This is a genomic window from Nonomuraea sp. NPDC050680 (assembly GCF_040654555.1).
Classification (GTDB): domain Bacteria; phylum Actinomycetota; class Actinomycetes; order Streptosporangiales; family Streptosporangiaceae; genus Nonomuraea.
The window spans coordinates 99,251-118,640 of record NZ_JBFAIF010000027.1 but is presented as its reverse complement, the minus strand read 5'-3'; the positions used below and the strand labels follow the sequence as shown (position 1 = coordinate 118,640).

Annotated in this window: 20 protein-coding genes and 1 pseudogene; 15 read left to right on the top strand and 6 right to left on the bottom strand. The window is 67.1% G+C overall.

Going from position 1 to position 19,390, the window contains the following annotated elements:
• The first annotated feature begins 276 nt into the window (after window positions 1-276).
• The 4 genes and pseudogenes from AB0H88_RS46680 (at window position 277) to AB0H88_RS46665 (ending at window position 4,796) form a co-directional block, all read left to right on the top strand.
• A complete protein-coding gene (locus AB0H88_RS46680) occupies window positions 277-450 on the top strand; it encodes a hypothetical protein (RefSeq protein ID WP_357655870.1) in 174 nt (57 codons plus the stop codon).
• Between the two features lie 27 nt (window positions 451-477).
• Window positions 478-948 (top strand): annotated as a pseudogene (locus AB0H88_RS46675) (DNRLRE domain-containing protein); the annotation flags it as partial.
• Window positions 949-1,047: 99 nt separating this feature from the next.
• Entirely contained in the window at window positions 1,048-4,125 is a 3,078-nt protein-coding gene (locus AB0H88_RS46670; RefSeq protein ID WP_357655879.1) for an Ig-like domain-containing protein, read from the top strand.
• A 26-nt stretch (window positions 4,126-4,151) separates the two neighbouring features.
• Window positions 4,152-4,796, top strand: a complete 645-nt coding sequence (locus AB0H88_RS46665) for a DUF6461 domain-containing protein (RefSeq protein ID WP_357655868.1) — start codon at window positions 4,152-4,154, stop codon at window positions 4,794-4,796.
• Between the two features lie 45 nt (window positions 4,797-4,841).
• On the opposite strand, the gene AB0H88_RS46660 is transcribed toward AB0H88_RS46665, so the two are convergent.
• Entirely contained in the window at window positions 4,842-5,783 is a 942-nt protein-coding gene (locus tag AB0H88_RS46660; RefSeq protein WP_357655865.1) for a TIGR03620 family F420-dependent LLM class oxidoreductase, read from the bottom strand.
• 136 nt (window positions 5,784-5,919) lie between these two features.
• Between AB0H88_RS46660 and AB0H88_RS46655 the strand changes: the two genes are divergently transcribed.
• Window positions 5,920-6,816 carry a LysR family transcriptional regulator gene (locus AB0H88_RS46655; RefSeq protein ID WP_357655862.1) on the top strand — a complete coding sequence of 299 codons (897 nt, stop codon included), beginning with the start codon at window positions 5,920-5,922 and terminating at the stop codon, window positions 6,814-6,816.
• Window positions 6,817-6,837: 21 nt separating this feature from the next.
• Here AB0H88_RS46655 and AB0H88_RS46650 read toward each other — a convergent pair whose 3' ends face one another.
• Window positions 6,838-7,500, bottom strand: coding sequence for a response regulator transcription factor (locus tag AB0H88_RS46650; protein WP_357655860.1), 663 nt, complete (start codon window positions 7,498-7,500; stop codon window positions 6,838-6,840).
• Between the two features lie 20 nt (window positions 7,501-7,520).
• Window positions 7,521-8,774 carry a histidine kinase gene (locus tag AB0H88_RS46645; protein ID WP_357655857.1) on the bottom strand — a complete coding sequence of 418 codons (1,254 nt, stop codon included), beginning with the start codon at window positions 8,772-8,774 and terminating at the stop codon, window positions 7,521-7,523.
• A gap of 306 nt (window positions 8,775-9,080) precedes the next feature.
• Here AB0H88_RS46645 and AB0H88_RS46640 point away from each other — a divergent pair, with 306 nt between their 5' ends.
• Window positions 9,081-9,482 (top strand): DUF6223 family protein, encoded by a 402-nt coding sequence (locus AB0H88_RS46640; protein ID WP_357655854.1) that lies wholly within the window; start codon window positions 9,081-9,083, stop codon window positions 9,480-9,482.
• A gap of 86 nt (window positions 9,483-9,568) precedes the next feature.
• Window positions 9,569-9,997, top strand: coding sequence for a DUF6223 family protein (locus AB0H88_RS46635; RefSeq protein ID WP_357655853.1), 429 nt, complete (start codon window positions 9,569-9,571; stop codon window positions 9,995-9,997).
• 7 nt (window positions 9,998-10,004) lie between these two features.
• Here the strand turns inward: AB0H88_RS46635 and AB0H88_RS46630 are convergent, their stop codons facing one another.
• Window positions 10,005-10,598 (bottom strand): PadR family transcriptional regulator, encoded by a 594-nt coding sequence (locus AB0H88_RS46630; protein WP_357655850.1) that lies wholly within the window; start codon window positions 10,596-10,598, stop codon window positions 10,005-10,007.
• Window positions 10,599-10,663: 65 nt separating this feature from the next.
• Here AB0H88_RS46630 and AB0H88_RS46625 point away from each other — a divergent pair, with 65 nt between their 5' ends.
• The 4 genes from AB0H88_RS46625 (at window position 10,664) to AB0H88_RS46610 (ending at window position 14,042) form a co-directional block, all read left to right on the top strand.
• Complete coding sequence (locus AB0H88_RS46625) at window positions 10,664-11,872, top strand: NAD(P)/FAD-dependent oxidoreductase (protein WP_357655848.1); 1,209 nt, start codon at window positions 10,664-10,666, stop codon at window positions 11,870-11,872.
• 161 nt (window positions 11,873-12,033) lie between these two features.
• Complete coding sequence (locus AB0H88_RS46620; RefSeq protein WP_357655845.1) at window positions 12,034-12,441, top strand: RNA-binding S4 domain-containing protein; 408 nt, start codon at window positions 12,034-12,036, stop codon at window positions 12,439-12,441.
• A gap of 280 nt (window positions 12,442-12,721) precedes the next feature.
• Window positions 12,722-13,108, top strand: coding sequence for a VOC family protein (locus AB0H88_RS46615; protein WP_357655842.1), 387 nt, complete (start codon window positions 12,722-12,724; stop codon window positions 13,106-13,108).
• Between the two features lie 64 nt (window positions 13,109-13,172).
• Window positions 13,173-14,042 (top strand): sigma-70 family RNA polymerase sigma factor, encoded by an 870-nt coding sequence (locus AB0H88_RS46610; RefSeq protein WP_357655840.1) that lies wholly within the window; start codon window positions 13,173-13,175, stop codon window positions 14,040-14,042.
• A 71-nt stretch (window positions 14,043-14,113) separates the two neighbouring features.
• Here the strand turns inward: AB0H88_RS46610 and AB0H88_RS46605 are convergent, their stop codons facing one another.
• On the bottom strand, window positions 14,114-15,049 hold the full coding sequence (locus tag AB0H88_RS46605; RefSeq protein ID WP_357655837.1) for a helix-turn-helix domain-containing protein: 936 nt from the start codon (window positions 15,047-15,049) through the stop codon (window positions 14,114-14,116).
• 618 nt (window positions 15,050-15,667) lie between these two features.
• On the opposite strand from AB0H88_RS46605, the gene AB0H88_RS46600 reads away from it, so the two are divergent.
• The 4 genes from AB0H88_RS46600 to AB0H88_RS46585 all read left to right on the top strand — a co-directional run bounded on the left by AB0H88_RS46600 (window position 15,668) and on the right by AB0H88_RS46585 (window position 18,959).
• Window positions 15,668-15,847 (top strand): hypothetical protein, encoded by a 180-nt coding sequence (locus AB0H88_RS46600; protein WP_357655834.1) that lies wholly within the window; start codon window positions 15,668-15,670, stop codon window positions 15,845-15,847.
• A 180-nt stretch (window positions 15,848-16,027) separates the two neighbouring features.
• Window positions 16,028-16,606, top strand: coding sequence for a TlpA disulfide reductase family protein (locus tag AB0H88_RS46595; protein ID WP_357655831.1), 579 nt, complete (start codon window positions 16,028-16,030; stop codon window positions 16,604-16,606).
• On the top strand, window positions 16,606-18,453 hold the full coding sequence (locus AB0H88_RS46590; protein WP_357655828.1) for an ABC transporter ATP-binding protein: 1,848 nt from the start codon (window positions 16,606-16,608) through the stop codon (window positions 18,451-18,453). The genes AB0H88_RS46595 and AB0H88_RS46590 overlap by 1 nt, the downstream gene beginning before the upstream one ends.
• Entirely contained in the window at window positions 18,450-18,959 is a 510-nt protein-coding gene (locus AB0H88_RS46585; protein WP_357655825.1) for a S26 family signal peptidase, read from the top strand. The genes AB0H88_RS46590 and AB0H88_RS46585 overlap by 4 nt, the downstream gene beginning before the upstream one ends.
• A gap of 113 nt (window positions 18,960-19,072) precedes the next feature.
• On the opposite strand, the gene AB0H88_RS46580 is transcribed toward AB0H88_RS46585, so the two are convergent.
• The gene (locus tag AB0H88_RS46580) at window positions 19,073-19,261 is read right to left on the bottom strand and encodes a hypothetical protein (RefSeq protein ID WP_357655823.1); all 189 of its coding nucleotides are present in this window, start codon (window positions 19,259-19,261) and stop codon (window positions 19,073-19,075) included.
• Window positions 19,262-19,390 lie beyond the last annotated feature (129 nt).

The following is a 19,390-nucleotide window of genomic DNA, read 5'->3' as shown; positions in this document are numbered from 1 at the left end:
GGGCTTTCCGCCGTTTCCACCAGGCCACACCGCGCCGACCTGCGAGTTCAGACCCGAACATGCCCTGGATCATGAATTAGCTGCGGAACGCGGGTTAAACTCGCAGTACCCGTCCAACTACCCGCCGGCCTCTCCTTCAATGAGGCCTCCTCAGGGAAGCTATCTCTGCGCGACAGCTCTGCCAAGGGCAAGCGCCGCACCACTGAAATCCCGGCCCCGCTGCTGACGGACGCCAGCGCGAACCTCAGCGTCGGCGAGGAAGGGCAGGTCGGCAAGGTGACCACCGCAGTCGAGAAGACTACGGCAGGTCAGGCGCTCATCTACAGACCCGACGCCAATTTCCTGGCCGATCCGGACGTCACCTACCCGGTCACCCTCGTCGTAGCCGACGACGTCATCTGGACCCAACTGCCGAACGCCAACGACACGTTCATCAACAACTCCTCCTAGCAAAACGGCTACGCCAACAGCGGCGCCTACCACCTACAGGCCGGCATGACCAACAGCGGAACGGTCCGCTGGCGCACCTACATCCGCTTCGAGGACATCCCCGCGGACTCGCCGCTGCGCGGCGGCCGGGTGACCAACGCCGACCTCGTCCTGTGGAACATCGACTCCAACGACTGCGGCCTACCCATCGGCTCCGGCATCACCGCCCGCAGGATCACCCAACGGTGGGACGTCTCCACACTCACGTGGAGCAACCAGCCGGACGTGACCAGCGAGGACGCCAACACCGAATACGGCGCCTACAAGCCGACGTGCACCCGCGGCTACATGGACTACGAACATGACCTGATCCACTACGTCAACGGCATCGCCCAGGACTGGGCCGACGGCCAGCCCAACTACGGATTCCAACTCACCTCGGGCAACGAATCCGAGAACACCAACTGGCGCGCGTACCGCTCGAAGGAATGGGTCTCCAGCGACGAATCCCACGGCCCGAAGCTGGTGATCGGGTATGAGCCCGCCAAGGAGGTTCTAGTGGCGTGGGAGTCGGACGCCGAGGCGCCCGCGTGGCCGACATACTCCCAGGCCGTCGCGATGCAGGCCGACCCGCGCCAGATCACGGCTCCACCGATCGACAACGCGCAGGCGGATGAGCTCGAGGGAATGCGCGGGGCGCCCTACGAGGTGGGCCCGGAGCTCCTGCACCCACTGCCCGGCGAACCGACCACTTCGACAGGTCCAGATCCAGACACGCCCGACGACCAGACTCCGCCTGCCGTGGTGGCGGTTCAGCCGGAGGCGGGAGCAGCCAATGCGCCCGTGAACTCGCCGCTCACGGTCACGTTCGACGAGCCCATATGGGATCCGGTGTTCTCGCTGAAAGACCAGGCGAGCACTCAGGTGGCTGGCGGCACGGTCATGAGCGCGGACCATAAGATGCTCACCTTCACCCCCGTCCAGACGCTCACAGCCAGCGCCCAGTACCTCGCCGAGATTCGCGAGGTGACCGATGAGGAGGGCAACACCGCCGACCCGTATTCTTGGTCGTTCACGACCGAGAAGGACACCACGGCACCGCAGGTCACGACCGTCGCGCCAGTGGACGGCGCCACACAGGTATCCCTTAAGAGGAAAGTGACGGCCTCCTTCAGCGAGTCAGTGTCCGAAGTCCAGTTCGCGGTCGTGGACTCGGCTGGTGTCGCGGTGCCGGGCAGCGTGACAGCCGAGGCCGGCACCAAGATGTGGACGTTCACCCCCAGCCGGGATCTGTCGGCGGAGAGCCGCCACACCATTACGGTGAGCGGTGCGAAAGACCTCAGCGGCAATGTTATGGTGCCGTACTCATGGTCGTTCACCACGAGGCAACCCGACACAACGCCACCCGCGGTGACCGGAACGAGCCCGGCCAAGGACGCCAGAGACGTCGAGGTAGGCGCGCCCCTCCGGGTCACCTTCAACGAGCCGGTAACGCACGCGGCCATCGTCGTCAAAGATCCCGCAGGCACCGCGATAACCGGTGAGCAGACCATGGGGTCGGAGACGGAGCTGCTGTTCACCTCGACTCAGCCGCTGGCCGAGGAGACGGCATACACCGCCGAGGTGACCGGGGCAACGGACGAATCCGGCAATGTGATGGCGGCCTATTCCTGGACGTTTACCACTGCGGCGAACACGCCACCGGAGAACGCGCCCGTGGTCGAGTACGAGTTCGCGTCCCCGGTGACGGATGACGCCGGCGAGGTGACATCGTCGTTGACACCGGAGTTCGAAGGCCGATTGACCGATCCCGACGGCCGCGCTTCCACCATGACCGTGCAGGTCGAACATGATCCATCGATTCCCGCCCAGGGCAGCGGCCCGATCTGGTCAGGCACGAGCACAGCCACCCCATCAGGCAGCTGGGCCAGCATGTCCATCCCAGCGAACAAGCTCCAAGACGGGTGGAAGACGCGTTGGCGAGCCCGCGCAACCGCAGGCGGAGTCAACGGCGCCTGGACGGACTGGCACACCCTGACAGTGGATGTGTCCAAGCCGTCGGTCGAGTACGAGTACGCATCTCCGGTGACGGACGACGCCGGCGAGGTGACATCGTCGTTGACACCGGAGTTCGAAGGCCGATTGACCGATCCCGACGGCCGCGCTTCCACCATGACCGTGCAGGTCGAACATGATCCATCGATTCCCGCCCAGGGCAGCGGCCCGATCTGGTCAGGCACGAGCACAGCCACCCCATCGGGCAGCTGGGCGTATGTCTCCCTTCCTGGGGGCAAGCTGCAGAACGGGTGGAAGACACGTTGGCGAGCCCGCGCAACCGCAGGCGGAGTCAACGGCGCCTGGACGGACTGGCACAGCCTCACCGTCACATTGTCCGTCCCGGCACGCGCCGCGGCCCAGGACCCGTCTCCCATTGACAAGCCGTTCAACTACGAGCGGATGACTCTCGACGAGTGCACCCAGGTCCGTAAGGAGAGCGGACGGCCGTACGCCGCGTTCGGCTGGGCCAAGGTCCGGCCCTACACCGCCTGCTACAGCAGGTGGAAGGGATGGGGCATCTACAAGGTGAACGCCATAACCGGCTTGCCGGCGGAGCCCATCAAGAACGGCGTCATGATGGAGACGTCACTTGTCATGAATACCTACCTCGGCACTCAGGACGGTAACCACGTGCAGGGCGCCGGAGTCGGAGGCTCGGCTCTCAAACCCCGGGACATCTCCGTTTTCACCTCGGTCAAGAACATCAAGGTGATAAAGGATGGGCAGGAAATCCCTCCCCCCGACGACTTCAAGATCGAACTAGACGTCGACACGGTCGGATCGGACGGCTCCTCCTGCGACTGGATCATCGGAGAGAGGCGCACGGAGCCGCTCAGCAAGTGGATCGCGGACGGCTACGACGAGTTCCTCTTCAGGTCGAACGGCGACAATTTCGTGACCTGCACCATCAAACCGACGATCTGGCTCTACCATCCGTCCTGGATATTCGAGAACAATCCCAAGGTGCCTCTATGGGCCAAACCAGAAATCGAGCGGGTTCCGAGCAGGCGCGATCCTCTCGTCCCCACCGTTCGCTGCGACAGTCTTCCCATGGGGCCGTACATGGAGCCGTACGTCGTCATCTACAAGGGCGCATGTAGGTTCATGGGAGCCGACAGAATCTTCCAGATCTCCCGGACGGACGAATACCGCAAGGAGGTAGCGCAGCATATCTGGGATGCCTTCTACGATTCCAAGAACACCAAACCGCCGATGAGGAATGACTTCGGCGAGATAATTGAGAAGGATATTCCAGGAAATTACGATGCTCCCCGATCCCGTCCCGACGGGACCATAAATCCCTCCGGGAAAGCGCTCACCAAAATCAGTGAGAACACCCTGGCCGCTGACGGGAAGAAGATGCGAGGCAAGAACAGGTACTGGACCACCAAAGCCTGCCAAGAATACTATCCAAACTGGGCCCAGCAGGATAAGGAGTGCGATGAGTTCCCATTCGCCTCGACGCAGGAGGGCGCCGGTGACGGAGTCCTCCTGGATGGCAAGTGGTTCCGATGGGAGAACGCTTCGGCCCGCGCTGTGAAGAAAGCGCACAACAGGGTGGCCGGACGGGATCTCTGGCTCTTCTACGCTCGTTACCGAGTGGTCAATAGCAGCAAGTTCTGGGTCAGCGTTAAATAGCAGCCCGCAGAACAGGTGCCCTGGCCGTGCCGGGCACCTGTTCCGCCGTTCATCGAAAGGCCCTCATGGCTCACCCAACCGATCTGTACGATCTGCTGGTCTCCTTCGGCCTCGACAGCGAGGAATACTCAGGCTTCCACCTGTTGTGGGCGGAGGACATGGGCGGCAACGAGCTGTGCCGCCGTCTGGGCGGCGACCCGGCCAGCGCGTTCCGATGCGACATCGACAACCTGGCGCGACCCGAACCTGAGCCAGGCCCCGGCATGTGGGCCGGTACAGCCAACGGCTGGGCACAGGCCTTACTGTTCGACCTCTACCGCACACCGCTGTCCTTCCTTCCAGAGGTGTCGCGCGACACACGAGCGCTCAGCATCCAATGCGGCTACGACAACCACCGCCTTGACTGGGCAGTCAACGGGGTCGTTGTCACCCTCTTCGCCATCAACTGGCCGACCGAACGTGGAGGCACCGACCCGCACGCCCTCGACACGCTCATGGAAGATCTCGCCTTCCAACTGGACAACCCAGATGACGACGGGATCGAGGACCCCGTGACCATCCAGGTCAGCGTCACGTCCGCCCTACGGCTGGCAGGCCGGATCACCGGGCGCGAGATCGACGCCAAATGGTTGAGCGCCGTGCACAGCAATTACTCACTCAAATCCAGCTGACACAGGATCCGCCGGCACCGCTACACCGGCAGGCACACTGTCGTTCTACCAGCGCTGGTCTGGGTGTGCGGTGACGTCGCGCAGTGCCGGCGCGAGCCGCTCCAGTTGGTCCACGCCGACCGAGAAGTCGGTGCCGATCGGCTGCAGGAGCGTCACATGATCCGCGCCGGCGGCCAGGTGCTCGCGTACCTTGGCGGCTATGTCGGCAGGGTCACCGTGGGCGATGAGCGCGTCCACCACCCGGTCACTCACCTCGGCGATCTCCTGGTCCGAGTAGCCGAACCGGGCCAGGGCCGCCGCCAACCAGGTCTGGCGGAGACTGCCCGACACCCACTCCCGTGCGATCGCCCGCGCCCGGTCGCGGTCGCCGCCCGGGACCACGGAGAGCCCGATGACCAGCAGTTTGTCCGGGCCAAGCACCTGACGCACCTGCGCGGTGAACTCGGGAGGCCCTCCGGCGGGCAGTGCCCCATCGGCGATCTCGCCGGCCAACGCGAGCATCTTCGGGCCGTTCGCGGCGATGATCCGCGGATAGGCCACGTCGGGTGCGGGTGGGGAGGTCGGGCTGTCCATCCGCTCGCGATAGTCGCGCATCGTGGCCAGCGGGCTGCCGAACTCCCGACCGGTGTCGGCCGCCTGCTGCGGATGCCCGACCCCCAGCCCGAGCACGAACCGGCCGGGATATGCCTGGGCGAGAACGGCCGCAGCACCATGCATGGTCTGCGGTGACCGGGCCCAGATGTTGGCGATGCCGGTGCCGAACACCATCCGCCGCGTGGCGGCCAGCAACACTGCCAGCTGCACGAGGGCGTCCTTTCCGCCGACGACCTCGTTGGTCCAGACGGCGTGGTAGCCGGCGCGTTCCAGCCGCTCGACGGCCTCGCGCTGCAGGTCGATGGACAGGGCGCTGGTGAACGAGACCGGCAGCGTCACGCCGACCGGCCCCAACGCCTGGCGGGCCGCGTCGACCACGGTGGTGGACCTCATGAGAATGCTCCTTGGGCTGCTCAACTTGCTCATCAGCTTGGGACCGCACCCCACTCAGGGTCCAATGAATGTTTCGCAAGGCGCATCCCGATTCGCGCATCACCGCAGTTGGAGGGGTGAGAGCTACGCTGGGCGCATGGCCGACTCGCCACTTCCTCCGGTGGACCTGGACCTGCGGCTGGTGCGCTCGTTCACCACCGTCGCCGAGCACCGGCACTTCGGTCGTGCGGCCGCAGCCCTCCATCTCACCCAGTCCTCGCTGAGCCGGCAGATCGCCCGGCTCGAACAGCAGGTGGGCGCCCGCCTGCTGGACCGCACCCCGCAGGGCAGCCGGCTCACGGACGCCGGAGAGGTCTTCCTCCCGCTCGCCCTCGCGCTGCTGCGCTCCGCCACCGGCGCTGCCGCGCAGGCCCGAGCCGCCGCCCAGCCCAGCCGGATCGCGATCGGCTACATCGGCAACCTCGTCGTCACCTCGGCGGTACGCGAGCTACGCCAGCGGCATCCCGACGCCGAGGTACGGATCTTCCACCTGGACTGGGGCGAACCACGCGCCGCGCTCCTCGACCACCGGGTGGACGCGGCGGTGGCCCGGCTGCCGTTCCCCACCGACGGGCTGCACGTCACGGTGCTCTACGACGAACCCCGGGCGCTGCTGGTGCCCGTTGATCATCGCCTGGCGGGCAAGGAATCGGTCACCCTCGACGACATCGCCGACGAGCCCCTGCCCCGGGCGCTCGACCCGGTCTGGAACGCCTTCTGGCGCGCCGACCCCCGGCCCGACGGAAGCCCGGCGCCCGACGGTCCCCTCATCGAGACAGGCGAGGACAAGCTCGAACTCGTCGCCAGCGGACAGGCCGTTGCCATCGTCCCCGCCACCGCCCGCATTGGCGAACTGCGCCCCGACCTCACCACGATCCCCCTGGAGGGCATCGAGCCCAGCCACGTCGTGCTGGCCACCCGAGCCGACGACCGCAGCCGCCTCGTCACGGCCTTCCGCAAATACGCCGAAGCCCATTTCACCGGGCCGGCGTGACCCAGCGCCCGGCTCCGTGCCTTACATCGCAGGGCTGACCAGTCCTGTTTGGTAAGCGATGACGACCAGTTGCGCACGGTCGCGCGCGCCCAGTTTCGCCATCGCGTGGCTGACATGGGTACGCGCGGTGGCCGGGCTCAGAAACAACTCGGCACCGATCTCGTTGTTGCTCAGGCCCTGTCCCACCAGGGCCAGCACTTCGCGCTCGCGCTCGGTCAGCACCGCGAGCCGGTCGTCCGCGGCCCGGGCAGCTGTTCGTCGCGCGGTGAACTGGCCGATGAGGCGTCGAGTGATCCGCGGCGCGAGCAACGCCTCCCCCGCGGCGACCACCCGGATGGCGTGCAGGAGCTCGGCCGGTCCGGCGTCTTTGAGCAGAAAGCCGCTGGCACCGGCCTGCAAGGCGTCGAAGACGTACTCGTCGGTGTCGTAGGTGGTGAGAATGATGACCCGGACCTGCTCCAACCCGCGTGTTCGGGCGATCTGTGCGGTGGCTTGAATCCCGTCCACCTTCGGCATGCGGATGTCCATGAGCACGACGTCGGGACGGGTGGCGCGGGCCCGCTCGACGGCTTCGGCGCCGTTGGTGGCCTCTCCCACCACCGTGATGTCGTCCTCGAGGTCGAGCAGGACCTTGAACCCGGATCGTACGAGACCCTCGTCGTCGGCCAGCAGCACCTTGATCAACGGCGAGGCGGCTGCCGCGTTCATAGGCTCCGCCCGGTCGGCGCGAGAGGCAGTCGTGCGCTCACTTCGAACCCGCCGCCTGGAAGCGGCCCGGCGTCGAGTTCTCCGCCCAGCAGTTGGCAGCGCTCGCGCATGCCGAGGATCCCGCGGCCGGGCTGGGCCGAGCCGCCGGTGCCGGGCTGATGCCGGGCCGGCAGGTGCGGGCCCGCGGAGCCATGACCTGGGGCGGCGTGGCGGCCCTCATCGGTCACGCGGATCTCCAATGCCTCGGTCCCGTGGTTCAGCGCCACCGTCACCCGGGTGGGGCCGACGTGGCGGATCACGTTGGTGATCGATTCCTGAAGGATCCGGTAGGCGGCACCCCCCACCGCACTCGGCAACGGCGCCGCGGACGAGCTCTCCTTGAGCTCGATGTCGAGTCCGGCCGCGCGGGCCTTGGCGGCCAGTTCGTCGATCTGCCCCAGCCCCGGGTACGGCACGCGCCCGTCGTTGTCGTCGCCGTCGTCACGGAGGACCCCGAGGATGGCCCGCATCTCATGCAGCGCCCGAGAACTGGTCTGCTCGATGGCACGCAGTGCCTCGCGCGCCACTTCCGGCTTCCTGTCGAGCACGTGCGCGGTGACGCCGGACTGGACGTTGATGATCGCTATGGCGTGCGCGACGGTGTCGTGGACCTCGCGCGCGATCCGGAGCCGTTCGGCGTCCACCCGCGCCCGCGCTTCCTTTTCGCGAGTCCGTTCGGCCAGCTCGGCGCGCTCCTGAGCTTCGGCCGCGATGACCTGCCGGGACCGAACGGACTCGCCGAGGGCCGCGCTCATGACCGACGCGCCGATCCGGAAGTACACCCAGCCGACGGCGGCGCGTGGCTCGATGTCGGCCGCGGCGACCAGCCAGCCGATGGCGAGCACCGAGGTGGCCACGCCCGCGATCACCAGCGACCGGCGCCCGTCCCCGTAGGCGGCGACGGTGTACAGGGCGACGAAGAGCCCGAGCCAACCGGGCCCGTCCGGGAAGTCCAGGCCGTAGTACACCAAGCTGGCGAGCGCGGCGGTGACGAACACCAGCACCGGCCACCGGCGTCGGACGACAACGACCACACCACTCACGACCAGCAGGACATATCCCAGGTTTCCGAGGTCGCTGAGGGGACGCTGTACCACCTCGCCGACATTGCGGACTATCGTGCCCTGCACCTGCATCACGGTGATGAAGAGCGCGATCAGCACGTCCTGCGCCGGCACCGGCACGCGCAACGACACCACGCGGTGTTTCATGCCGCGATCCTACGGTTCCCGCCTGCGAGAACACTCCACCCAGACGCGCGACCGCCTACGACGACGAGCGTACCGAGGCACGAGTCGTCTACGCAGAACTGCGTAGACGCTGCCATCAACGGTCGGAGGCAGCGACCACCTCGACGGCGCGACGATCGATTCCGCGAACCCTCCCAGACGCTCGCTCTCGTCACCGGCGCTTCTGCCGGCATCGGCGATCCACCGCGCTGGACACGCTGCGGGCGTCCGTCATCCAACGGAGTCCGTCATCCGACCGAGTCCGTCACCCGATCGAAAGGAAGCTCAATGTCCGTCTTGCTGGTGCTTGCCGCAGAAGCGACCTCGCCAGTCTGTACGACGCAGGCAGAATGCGCGGCCCAGGGTGTGGATACCTTCATCGGAACCCCTGCGCGAATCTGGGCCAGTGTGGCCGCACTGGTGGCGCTGGGCGGCGTGGTCATCGGCTGGCTGGCGCTGCGCTCCGCCCGTCGTACCGGCAACGGCGGGAGAAGGATGGCCATCGTGGCCCTGGTGGTGGGGCTGACCGGCGGGCTCAACGGCGCGGTGAAGCTGGCTGTCTCCGACGGCGGTCTCGGCACCGGCAACGGAGTATTCGGGGCGGCCGTGGCCCTGGTACTGGGGCTGGCCGGTGCGGCCCTCGGCTGGCTGGCTCTGGCCCGCTCCCGCCACCCCGAGCTGATCGGCTGACCCCAGCGAATACCACTCCACCGGCATAGGCGATCCACCGCGTCGGGCACGCTGCCGACGCCCATCATCCGACCGAAAGGAACCTCATGTCCGTCCCTCACGTGCAAGCCGCCCTGCTCGGAATTCTGGGGCACGCCACACCGGCAGCCGCCCATGTTCTGGCCCAGCCCGTCGATCCTTACACCCTGACCACCGGGCGTCTCTGGTCCGTGGTGGGCGCGCTGCTGGGGCTGGCCGGCGTCGTCATCGGCGGGCTGGCTCTGGCCCGCTCCGTCCGTCGTATCGGCAATGGCGGGAGGAGGGGAGCCATCGTGGCCTTGGCGGCGGGGCTGGCCTGCGCGGTCATCGGCGGGCTGGTCGTGGGCGCCGCCGACGGCGGTCCCGGCACCGGCTACGGAATAGTCGGGGGCTACGTGGACCTGGTGGTCGGGCTGATCGCCGTGGTCCTCGGTGGGCTGACTCTGGCCCGCTCCCGCCACACCGCCCGGCCGGGCCTGCGGCCTCGGCATGAGTAGTCCGTAGCTACTGCGGGTCGGCGAAGTCGGCTGCGGACCAGGTCAGCCGGCCGGAGCGGAGGTCGTCGATCAGGGCGGTCAGCCAGCGCTCCTCGGCGACGGCCACCGCGTGCAGGTATTCGAGTTCGAGCAGGCCGGCCCGGTGCAGACCCCCCTCGGCCTGACCGGTCAGCGCGGTCTGCAGTTCCGCCACCGATGCCGTGACGGCCGTCCGCCGGCGCTCCAGTAGGTCGGGGATCTCCTCGGGCGAAAGCAGCAGCAGGTGGGACAGCGCCGCCGGAAACTGCGGGAACTCCCGCTTCGGCACCGTGAGCAGGTCCACCAGCCATTCACGGGCGGCCGCACGGCCCGCGTCGGTGACCTTATAGACGGTCCGCTCGGGGTAGGCCTGGTCCCGCTCGGTGTCCAGCACCGCCACCAGGCCGGCCTCCGCGAGCCGGTCGATCGTCCGGTAGAGGCTCGTCCGCTGCTCGACGTTGACGACCAGATCCTTCCCCCAGTCCTTGATCAGCCGCTGGATTCCGTACGGATGCAGGGGCTTGTAGTGCAGCAGCGCCAGGACGGTGAGGGCCAGCGGCGAACCTCGGAACGCAGTACTCATGTCACCGACACTACTCCGGAAAATACTAGTTGACAAGCTACTAGTTGCAGTGAAACTATCCCGTCATGGAACAGAACACCGCGACTGTGAAGTCAGCACTCGTCATCGGCGGCGGGATCGCCGGGCCGGTCACCGCGATGGCCCTGCAGAAGGCGGGCATCGACGCCACCGTCTACGAGGCGTACGAGAAGACCGCCGACGGGGTCGGCGGTGGCATGAGCCTCGCCCCCAACGGAGTCGACGCGCTGGACGCGATCGACTGCGCCGACCTGATCCGGCCGCTCGGCGCGCCGATGACCGGCATCGTGCTCCAGGACTGGAAGGGCCGTCCGCTCGCCGAGTTCGGCAACCCGCCTGGGATCCGGCCGATGCAGTTCGTCTGGCGCGACGAGCTCTACCGGGTGCTGCACGACGAGGCCGCGCGGCGCGGTGTCAGAACCGAGCACGGCAAGCGCCTCGTCCGGGCCGAGGAGACCGCCGACGGGGTGACCGCGTACTTCGCGGACGGCACCCAGGCCACCGCCGACATCCTCATCGGCTGCGACGGTATCCGCTCGACCGTCCGCTCCCTCATCGACCCGGCGACCCCGGGACCGCAGTACGCAGGCCTGATCAGCTTCGGCGCCCGCGTCCGGGCCCCGGGGATCCCCTCGACCGGGGGCAAGATGCCGATGACCTTCGGCAAGAAGGCGTTCTTCGGTTACCAGGTCTTCGGCGCGGACGACGCCGTCTGGTTCGCGAACCTCCCACATCCCGAGCCGATGACCGCCGCCGAGGTCCAGGCGACCCCGGCCGCCGAGTGGCTGCCGATCCTGGCGGAGAAGTTCGCCGCCGACGGCACCCCGGCGCGGGACCTGATCGAGCGGACCGACCCATCGAACGTAGTGATCGTCGGCCCGATGGAGAACATGCCGCCCACCACCGTCACGTGGAGCCGGGGCCGGATCGTGCTGGTCGGCGACGCGGTGCATGCGCCGTCGTCCAGTTCGGGGCAGGGCGCGTCCCTGTCGATCGAGAGCGCGATCCAGCTCGCCCGCTGCCTACGCGATCTCCCCTACGCCGAGGCGTTCGCCGCCTACGAGGCCGAGCGCCGTCCCCGGGTCGAGCGGGTCATCAAGGAGACGACCCGCAAGAACGCCAGCAAGGCAGCGGGGCCGGTCGGCCGCGTCGTCAACGCCTACGCGATCCGGATCTTCGGCAAGCTGGGCAAGCCCGAGAAGATGACCTGGATCTTCGACTACCGGATCGACTGGGACGCCAAGGTGACCGGATGATCGCGAAGGCTCACCATGGGCTGTTCACGAGTGCGGGTGACCTGCGAGGGAGAGCGCGGAAGGAAGATCGCTTCCCGGAGGGGAGCTGATCGGCAGCCTTACCCAACCTCAACGACGAAAAGGACATCAACTCGCGAACCGCCTCTCAGTACAGTGTGGGAGTGGCAGGTGAACAGCTGAGTGCTCGGGTGGACAGCTGGATCTGGTCGGTGCGGCTGACCAGAACGCGTTCGATCGCGTCCGATGCCTGCCGAGGCGGTCACGTCCGGGTCAACGGGGTACGGGTCAAGCCCGCGCACGTCGTGCGGGTCGGTGACGAGGTCCGGCTACGGCACGAGGGGCACGAACGCATCGTGGTCGTCTCCCGGATCATCACCAAACGCGTCGGCGCCCCCGTGGCCGCCGAGTGCTACGTCGACAAGAGCCCGCCGCCTCCTCCGCGCGAGGAGATCGTCACGGTGGCCGTACGGGCTCGTGGCGCGGGCCGTCCCACCAAACGCGAACGCCGCAGCATCGACAAGCTGCTCGGACGCCCGGCGGTGGAGGGGCGGGGCACCGACCCGGAGTGAACGGGCGTACCGCATCGAACACGTGGGGCGGTAGCGAGCTCATCGAACGCCCCGCTGGCGAGGAGCAATCAGCGACCGCCTAAAGACCTTGGTTCACGCGATGGCGGTTCCTCCTCCACCGGATCCGCGCGAATACCCGTGACGCCCTGCCGCGCAGAGCTCGGTCCACTCGTTACCTTCTGGCGCCCGCGCCCGTCATATGAGCGACGGCCGTGTACGCCCACGGTCGTCGCTACCGACAACGAGATTGGAGACCAGGGTGCTGACGAACATCATGTATGTGACGGTCAACGTCACTGATCAGGACCGCGCGCTGAAGTTCTACACCGAAGGGCTCGGCCTGGACAAGCGCATCGACTACCCGGGACCCGAAGGACGCTTCCTCACCGTGGGCGTGGGCGACAGTCCGGTCGAGATCATCCTCTGGTCGCACGCGCCGGCCGCTGGACAGCCGGTCGAGAACCGGCCGGGTGTCACCCCCGGCCCGCTCATCCTCGAGTCGGACGACCTGAGAAAGGATTTCGAGGTGTTTCGCCAGCGAGGCGTAACATTCGATCGGCCCGAACCGGAGGACTACCCGTTCGGCGTTCGCATCGAGGCGGTGGATCCGGACGGCAACCAGATCTCGCTCCGCCAGCAGCGCCGCCCAAACCGTACCGATGGCTGACCGACCATAGACCATGCGACGATCCAGGCCCGTCACAACCCCGCGATCCGAGGAAAACCACCCGATGACCGACACCAGCCGGACGGACCTGCTGGCCGAAGCGTTCGAGGCCCAGCGCGACCGGCTGAGCGCGGTCGCCTACCGCGTGCTCGGATCACACGCCGACGCCGAGGACGTGGTCCAGGATGCCTGGATACGGCTCGCCCGCCAGGACGCGACGACCATCGAGAACCTGGCGGGCTGGCTGACCACGGTGGTCGGCCGGATCAGCCTGGATGTCCTGCGGTCCCGCCGCGAGTCGTCCTACGGAGACGGGTTGTCCGAGCTCGTGATCACGGTCGACGACAGCGCTGAGCCCGAGGACGTCGTGGCGCTCACCGACTCGGTGGGGCTCGCGCTGCTCGTCGTCCTGGACTCGCTCGGGCCCAGCGAGCGACTGGCGTTCGTGCTGCACGACCTGTTCGCGGTGCCGTTCGCCGAGATCGGCCAGATCCTCGGCAAATCCGCCGACGCCACCAAGATGATCGCCAGCCGCGCCCGCAGGAAGGTACAGGCAACCGAGCAGCTGACGATCGTCCGACGAGAACAACGACAGGTCATCAAAGCCTTCCAAACGGCCGCGGGCGGCGGCGATTTCGAGGCGCTGCTGCGCGTGCTCGACCCGGACGTGAAGCTGACGGTCGACACTCCGAACGGGGTGGTCGTCACCCTCGGCGCCACCACAGTCGCCACCGGCGCGCGGATGGTCTCCGGCGCTGTCGCACGACATCAAGCGGTGCTCGTCAACGGCCTGCCCGGGTACGTCTCGTGGCGCGAAGACGGAACCCCGCTCTCCATCATCTCGTTCACAGTCGCCGACGGCCGGATCGCCGCCATCGCGATCGTGGCCGATCCCGCCAGGATCGCATCGATGCACCTGCCAGACCATGCGTAAAGAAGGACACCTTTGACGCGGTGGCCTTCTCCGCCGCGATTCCAGCTCCTGTCACGCTGAAACGCGAACGCTCAGGTGAACGGCCGGCCGTTGAGCAACGCCCTGCCGAGAGCAGTGATGTGATGGAAGATGGCGTTGCCCTCACGCCTGGAATCAACAAGGCCGGCATTGCGCAATACTGTCGTGTGCCGGCTCGCCATGGCCAGCGAGATGCCGAGGCGCCGGGCCAGCTCCGTCGTGGTCATGGGTCCGGCGACCTGCTCCAGGACGTACGCGCGGGTCCGCCCGAGCAGAGCAACGACCGGTTTGTGTTCCATCTCGCCGTCCGCTCGGACCCGAGGCAGCCAGCCGACGGGCGGTTGTACAGGAAGGCACAGTACAGGCGGCAAATCGGTGTCCCGCAGCGTGATCGGATGGCGGCGGCAGAACGCTGACGGCAGGAGAACGAGCCCGCGCCCCTCAAGGTGCACGTCGTGCTCCACGTAGTCGAGCACGCGCAGGACTGGCGGCTCCCACACCACATCAGGATGCAGATCGCCGAGCAGGCGATCGACGCCGCCGTCAGCGAGCCCCTCCAGCCGCCGAGCGCGGTCGGCCTGAAGGTGCGGTCTCAGCATGCGTTTGTACGGAGCTATTCCGGCACGATGATACTCGGTAATGGCGTTGCCCAACCGGTCGAGCATCGGAGCGCCACCATCCAGCAGCGCCTTGATCGACGAGGAATTCGGCTGCTTGTCATTGAAATAGCTCAGCTCCTCGCGGAACCGTGGTGTCGGAGTGGACAGCAGCCAATCCAGTTGCTCTTCCAGGGCGGCGTCCCCGCGCCCTGGGGTGAGAAAGTCCGGTGAATATCCTTGAGGTGGCGTCAGTGAACGTAACAGGCGCATATCAACGACTTTCACCTGCCGCGCCCGCCGCCACCACTCCCCATAAATCAGATCCCGCCCTTCTTGTAGCACATGTAGGCTCAGCAGCACGTCCCACAACGGGTCGGTGTCCTCGGCCAAAGTAATCCGCCGTAGGTCCTGGCTGGTGAAGTGTATTCGCAGCACTTTCTGCCTTCTCGTCTCGTCCGAGCAGCTTTCCTCATCCTTCGACTACGGTCCGGACAGAATGGTTTGGCTCCGGGGCGCACCAGGTCCGTTGGGCCGCCGAGCTTTGCGGGCGCGAGCGACCGTCACAGGAAGGAGGACCGGTGGGCCTATCAGGGCGATGGTGGTCGCGAACGGGGTTCTGAGGTTGCGGCCGAACCGGTACGTATCGCCCGGCGAGGAGAAGCACTTCCCGGAGATCAGTAACGCGGAAGACGCGCACGTCGCATGCCCTGGAGCCGGATTTCGGACGGGGGTCGGTGTGTCTTCACAGGCAGGTCTCTCTCTGGCACGGGCAGGCCGGTGAAGTGCGATATTGCGTCAGCGTGCAAACGTTTGATTCGGCAGAGCACAACCGGCATTCTCTTGAGGCGTCAAGTCATCATCGCGGGACGCATATAAGCCGACGCGAGCTTGAAGAGCCTTATCTCTAAGGCACGCGTCATGTCCAGCCGTGGCTGAGTGCCTCTTGTGTGCGCAGTGGAGACCAGGCAGACAGGCTCGTGGCGTGCCCCGAGTCCGAAGGGAGCAGTCGTGATCAATATCATCACTCGTCTGGGCGATCGCGTGATCAGCGCATTCGTGCCGCAGGAGAAGGCCGAGGCGGTAGGCAGCTGCCTGGCCTACTCGTGCACCATTAATGGTCACCCCCACGCGGGGAGCTACGGGTACGACGCCTTCCGCGACCTCTACTGCTGGTACTGCAGGAGCTGACACCATGATGAGCGCTTGAGCCGTCTGATTTCGAACGCGCTCAAGCGCTCTCAAAAGACGGCCTTCAGGTCGCATATCTCTTGCGCTCGGGGGCGAACGATGTCCTCGCCCTGTTCGGGCCGGCCAGTGGTCTCAGGTGACATTGTTTCCGTCGACGCTGAAGTCTACGGTGAAGGGGGAATGACGGTGGCGCTGCTCGCCGCGAGCGTCGTACTCGTCGGGATCTTGTGTCTGCTCAACCTGGTTCTGGTGCTCGCCCTGGCCAAACGGGTGAGGGATCTGGCGACCGCGGTGGCTCAGGCACGCCATACGGGGACCGTCCGGGGTGGTTTCCTGGCGGTCGGCGAGACGGTCGGTGAGTTCACGGCACGGACGGTTGACGGCGGGGAGCTGACGCGCGATGCGCTGACCGGCGGAGCTGTGGTCGGATTCTTCAGTACGAGCTGTGGAGGATGCCGGGAGATGATCCCGGTCTTCGTCGAGCACGCCCGTGACCTTCGTGACCAGGGACGTCTTGCGCTGGCGGTGGTGGTGGCGGCGGAACGTGATGATCCGACGTCTTATGTGGAGCCGCTGGCACAGGTGGCGCGCGTGGTGGTGGAAGGTCACGAGGGTCTTCTCGGTAGCGCGTTCAAGGTCGGGGCCTTTCCCGCGTTCTGCGTGATCGGCGGCCACGCACGGGTGGGGGCGGTGAGCGCCGATCCCGGCGAGGTGGTGCATGCGCATGTAGCGGCCTCCTCGGGCAAGGCCGGAGCGTGATGGGTCGACTCGCAGCGGGTGCGGCGCTCAGCGCCGTTCGGCACGGTGGACGGCTTGTCGGGCTCTGCGGGCGGGCGGCCATGCCGCATGTCTGGGGCTACTTCCTGCTCGAAATCCTGATCGGGACGCAGGGGGTGGCGGCCGCCTGGCTCACCAAAGTGGTCATCGACGCTCTGATCGCGCACGCGCGGTTGGCGGACGTGCTGTGGCCGGTGGCGGTTCTGTCGATGCTGGGGCTGGTACGCGGGGTCGCTCCACTGGCCCGCAGGTACCTGGTCGCGGAGATAGACCGCCGAGCGGCCTTGACCGCACAGGACGGCCTGTTCCAGGCGATCGAGGGCTTAGTCGGGCTCGATCGCCTGGAAGATCCGGTCTTCTTGGACCGGCTCCGGCTCGCGCAGCAGAGTGTGATGGCGCCCGGCAGGTTCGTCGAGGCGGCTTTCGGCATCTTCCGTGGGACGCTGTCGCTCGTTGGTTTCATCGGTTCGCTCGCCGTGATCAGCCCGCCGGTGGCCGGCATTGTGGTCATCGCGGCGGTTCCGGGGTTCGTCGCCGAGTTCCGCGTGTCACAGCGCCGGCACAAGATGTTCATGGACATCGGCCCGGCACAGCGGCGGGAACTGTTCTACGCGAACCTGCTCACCAGCCCGCGGGCGGCCAAGGAGATCCGCCTGTTCCGGCTCGGCCCGTTCCTGCGCGGCCGGATGACCAGCGAACGGCGGGCCGCGAACGCGGCCAAGCGCCAACTCGACCGGCGTGAGCTGATGACGCAGACCGTGCTGGTCGTGCTGTCGGTCGTAGCCTCCGGCGCCGGTCTGCTGTGGATGGTCGCGGCGGCCGGCGACGGCCGGCTCACGATCGGGGACGTGTCGGTGTTCATCGCCGCGGTGGCCGGTACCCAATCAGGTCTCACCGACTTGATCGTCTCGACCACCGTGGCCTACCAGGAGGCGCTCATGTTCGAGCACTACGAGGCCGTCCTGAGCGCCAGCCCCGCGCCTGCCCCGGCTCCGGACGCACGGCCCGCCGCCATGCCCGCGCTCCGTGACGGCATCAGGCTGCGCGACGTATGGTTCCGCTACAGCGATGATCACGACTGGGTGCTGCGCGGGGTCAACCTGTTCATCCCGGCGGGCGCCACGATCGCGCTCATCGGGGCCAACGGCGCGGGCAAGAGCACGCTGGTGAAACTGTTGTGCCGGTTCTACGAGCCGACCCGAGGCGCCATCCTATGGGACGGCATCGACATCCGGCGGTTCCCGCACGAGGAGCTCCGAGCTCGGATGGGCGCCGTCTTCCAGGACTTCATGGAGTACGACTTCAGCGCCGCCGACAACATCGCTGTGGGGGAGCTCTCCGCGCTGGACGACGAGGCCCGCCTGCGCGAGGCCGCGGAGCTGGCGGGAATCCATGACGCCATCAGCGCGCTGCCTCGTGGTTACCAAACCCTGTTGACCCGGATGTTCGCCGCCGGTCCCGGCCCGGCCGGCTCGCAGGTCGGAGTGATCCTGTCGGGCGGGCAGTGGCAGCGCATCGCCCTGGCTCGCGCCTATCTGCGTCAGGACTGCGATGTCATGATCCTGGACGAGCCCAGCTCCGGGCTGGACGCCGACACCGAGCACGACATGCACACCAGGCTCAAGGACATCCGCAGCGCGAAGACCAGCATCCTGATCTCGCACCGCCTCGGCGCCGTACGGGACGCAGACCTGATCTTCGTGCTCGATGATGGCATCATCGCCGAGCAGGGCACACACGCCCAGCTACTGACCCTCGACGGCGACTACGCGCGGATGTTCTCCCGGCAGGCGGCCGGCTACCAGAGCGAGCAGGTGGGTCAACCATGATCATCGCACTGGCCTGCGGCCTGGTCATCGCCGCGGCCGCAGGGGCCGGGCTCACTCTGCGACGCCGGCTGCTGGTCATCACAGTGATCGGCAACAGTATGAAGCCGACCTACACCCCGGGAACGCGCCTGCTGACCCGGCGTGTCGCGAACGTCTCCAAGCTGCGGAGAGACGACGTCGTCGTGCTGAGACCACCAGCCGAGGAACGGCCGGTCGGCGTCACAGTGCCGACCGCCGACGGCAGGATGGTAGCCACCAGCTTGGGGCCCGTGACCGACCTGGTCATCAAGCGGGTGCACGCGCTGCCCGGCGACCCGGTGCCGCGCGGCCGCGTCCCGGCGCTCGCGCACGTCGACGAGGAGACCGTCCCCGCGGGCCGCATCGTCGTCCTCGGCGACAACCCGGAGGACTCGGTGGACTCTCGCCGGTATGGCTACCTCTCCGAGAATGCGCTGGTCGCCGTGGTCATCCGCACGCTGGCTGCAAATCGGAGCTTCCAGAGCTGATTGGGCGTTTCTGCCTGTTTTATCCCAGGTCAGCCCGACCGTCGGTGTTGAAGTCGTCGGTACGCCGCCTGCCCTTGGCCAGTCGAGGCTTGGATGCTGGCGACGCGCCAGTCTCAGTAAAGAGTGGGAGTTGCAGGCGAGCAGCTGAGCGCCGGGGCGGACAGCTGGTTCTCGTCGGTGCGGCTGACCCCGGCAACTGACGGCGGCAGCAGGTGAGTGCAAAAGAGTCGATCTTGCATGAGGAAAATAATGCTGCGCATGAGGCCGGCCAGAATCATCCGGTCGGCCTCATGCGATATCACGATGATCCTTTCACCCGGCGAAGTCGGATGAATCCCTCAGCAGGCGGGTCGCTATGAGCGGGTGACGGATCGGTGGCTGCTGCGGCAGGCCCGCTCCGACGGGCTGCTGGTGGTGTCGATGACCATGGC

Bases quoted from the DNA above. Each gene is read 5' to 3' on its own strand.
- AB0H88_RS46670 (WP_357655879.1), top strand. From the start codon at position 1,048: ATGCAGGCCGACCCGCGCCAGATCACGGCTCCACCGATCGACAACGCG.
- AB0H88_RS46655 (WP_357655862.1), top strand. From the start codon at position 5,920: ATGGCCGACTCGCCACTTCCTCCGGTGGACCTGGACCTGCGGCTGGTG.
- AB0H88_RS46640 (WP_357655854.1), top strand. From the start codon at position 9,081: ATGTCCGTCTTGCTGGTGCTTGCCGCAGAAGCGACCTCGCCAGTCTGT.
- AB0H88_RS46625 (WP_357655848.1), top strand. From the start codon at position 10,664: ATGGAACAGAACACCGCGACTGTGAAGTCAGCACTCGTCATCGGCGGC.
- AB0H88_RS46645 (WP_357655857.1), bottom strand. From the start codon at position 8,774: ATGAAACACCGCGTGGTGTCGTTGCGCGTGCCGGTGCCGGCGCAGGAC.
- AB0H88_RS46595 (WP_357655831.1), top strand. From the start codon at position 16,028: ATGACGGTGGCGCTGCTCGCCGCGAGCGTCGTACTCGTCGGGATCTTG.
- AB0H88_RS46630 (WP_357655850.1), bottom strand. From the start codon at position 10,598: ATGAGTACTGCGTTCCGAGGTTCGCCGCTGGCCCTCACCGTCCTGGCG.
- AB0H88_RS46635 (WP_357655853.1), top strand. From the start codon at position 9,569: ATGTCCGTCCCTCACGTGCAAGCCGCCCTGCTCGGAATTCTGGGGCAC.
- AB0H88_RS46610 (WP_357655840.1), top strand. From the start codon at position 13,173: ATGACCGACACCAGCCGGACGGACCTGCTGGCCGAAGCGTTCGAGGCC.
- AB0H88_RS46660 (WP_357655865.1), bottom strand. From the start codon at position 5,783: ATGAGGTCCACCACCGTGGTCGACGCGGCCCGCCAGGCGTTGGGGCCG.
- AB0H88_RS46585 (WP_357655825.1), top strand. From the start codon at position 18,450: ATGATCATCGCACTGGCCTGCGGCCTGGTCATCGCCGCGGCCGCAGGG.
- AB0H88_RS46590 (WP_357655828.1), top strand. From the start codon at position 16,606: ATGGGTCGACTCGCAGCGGGTGCGGCGCTCAGCGCCGTTCGGCACGGT.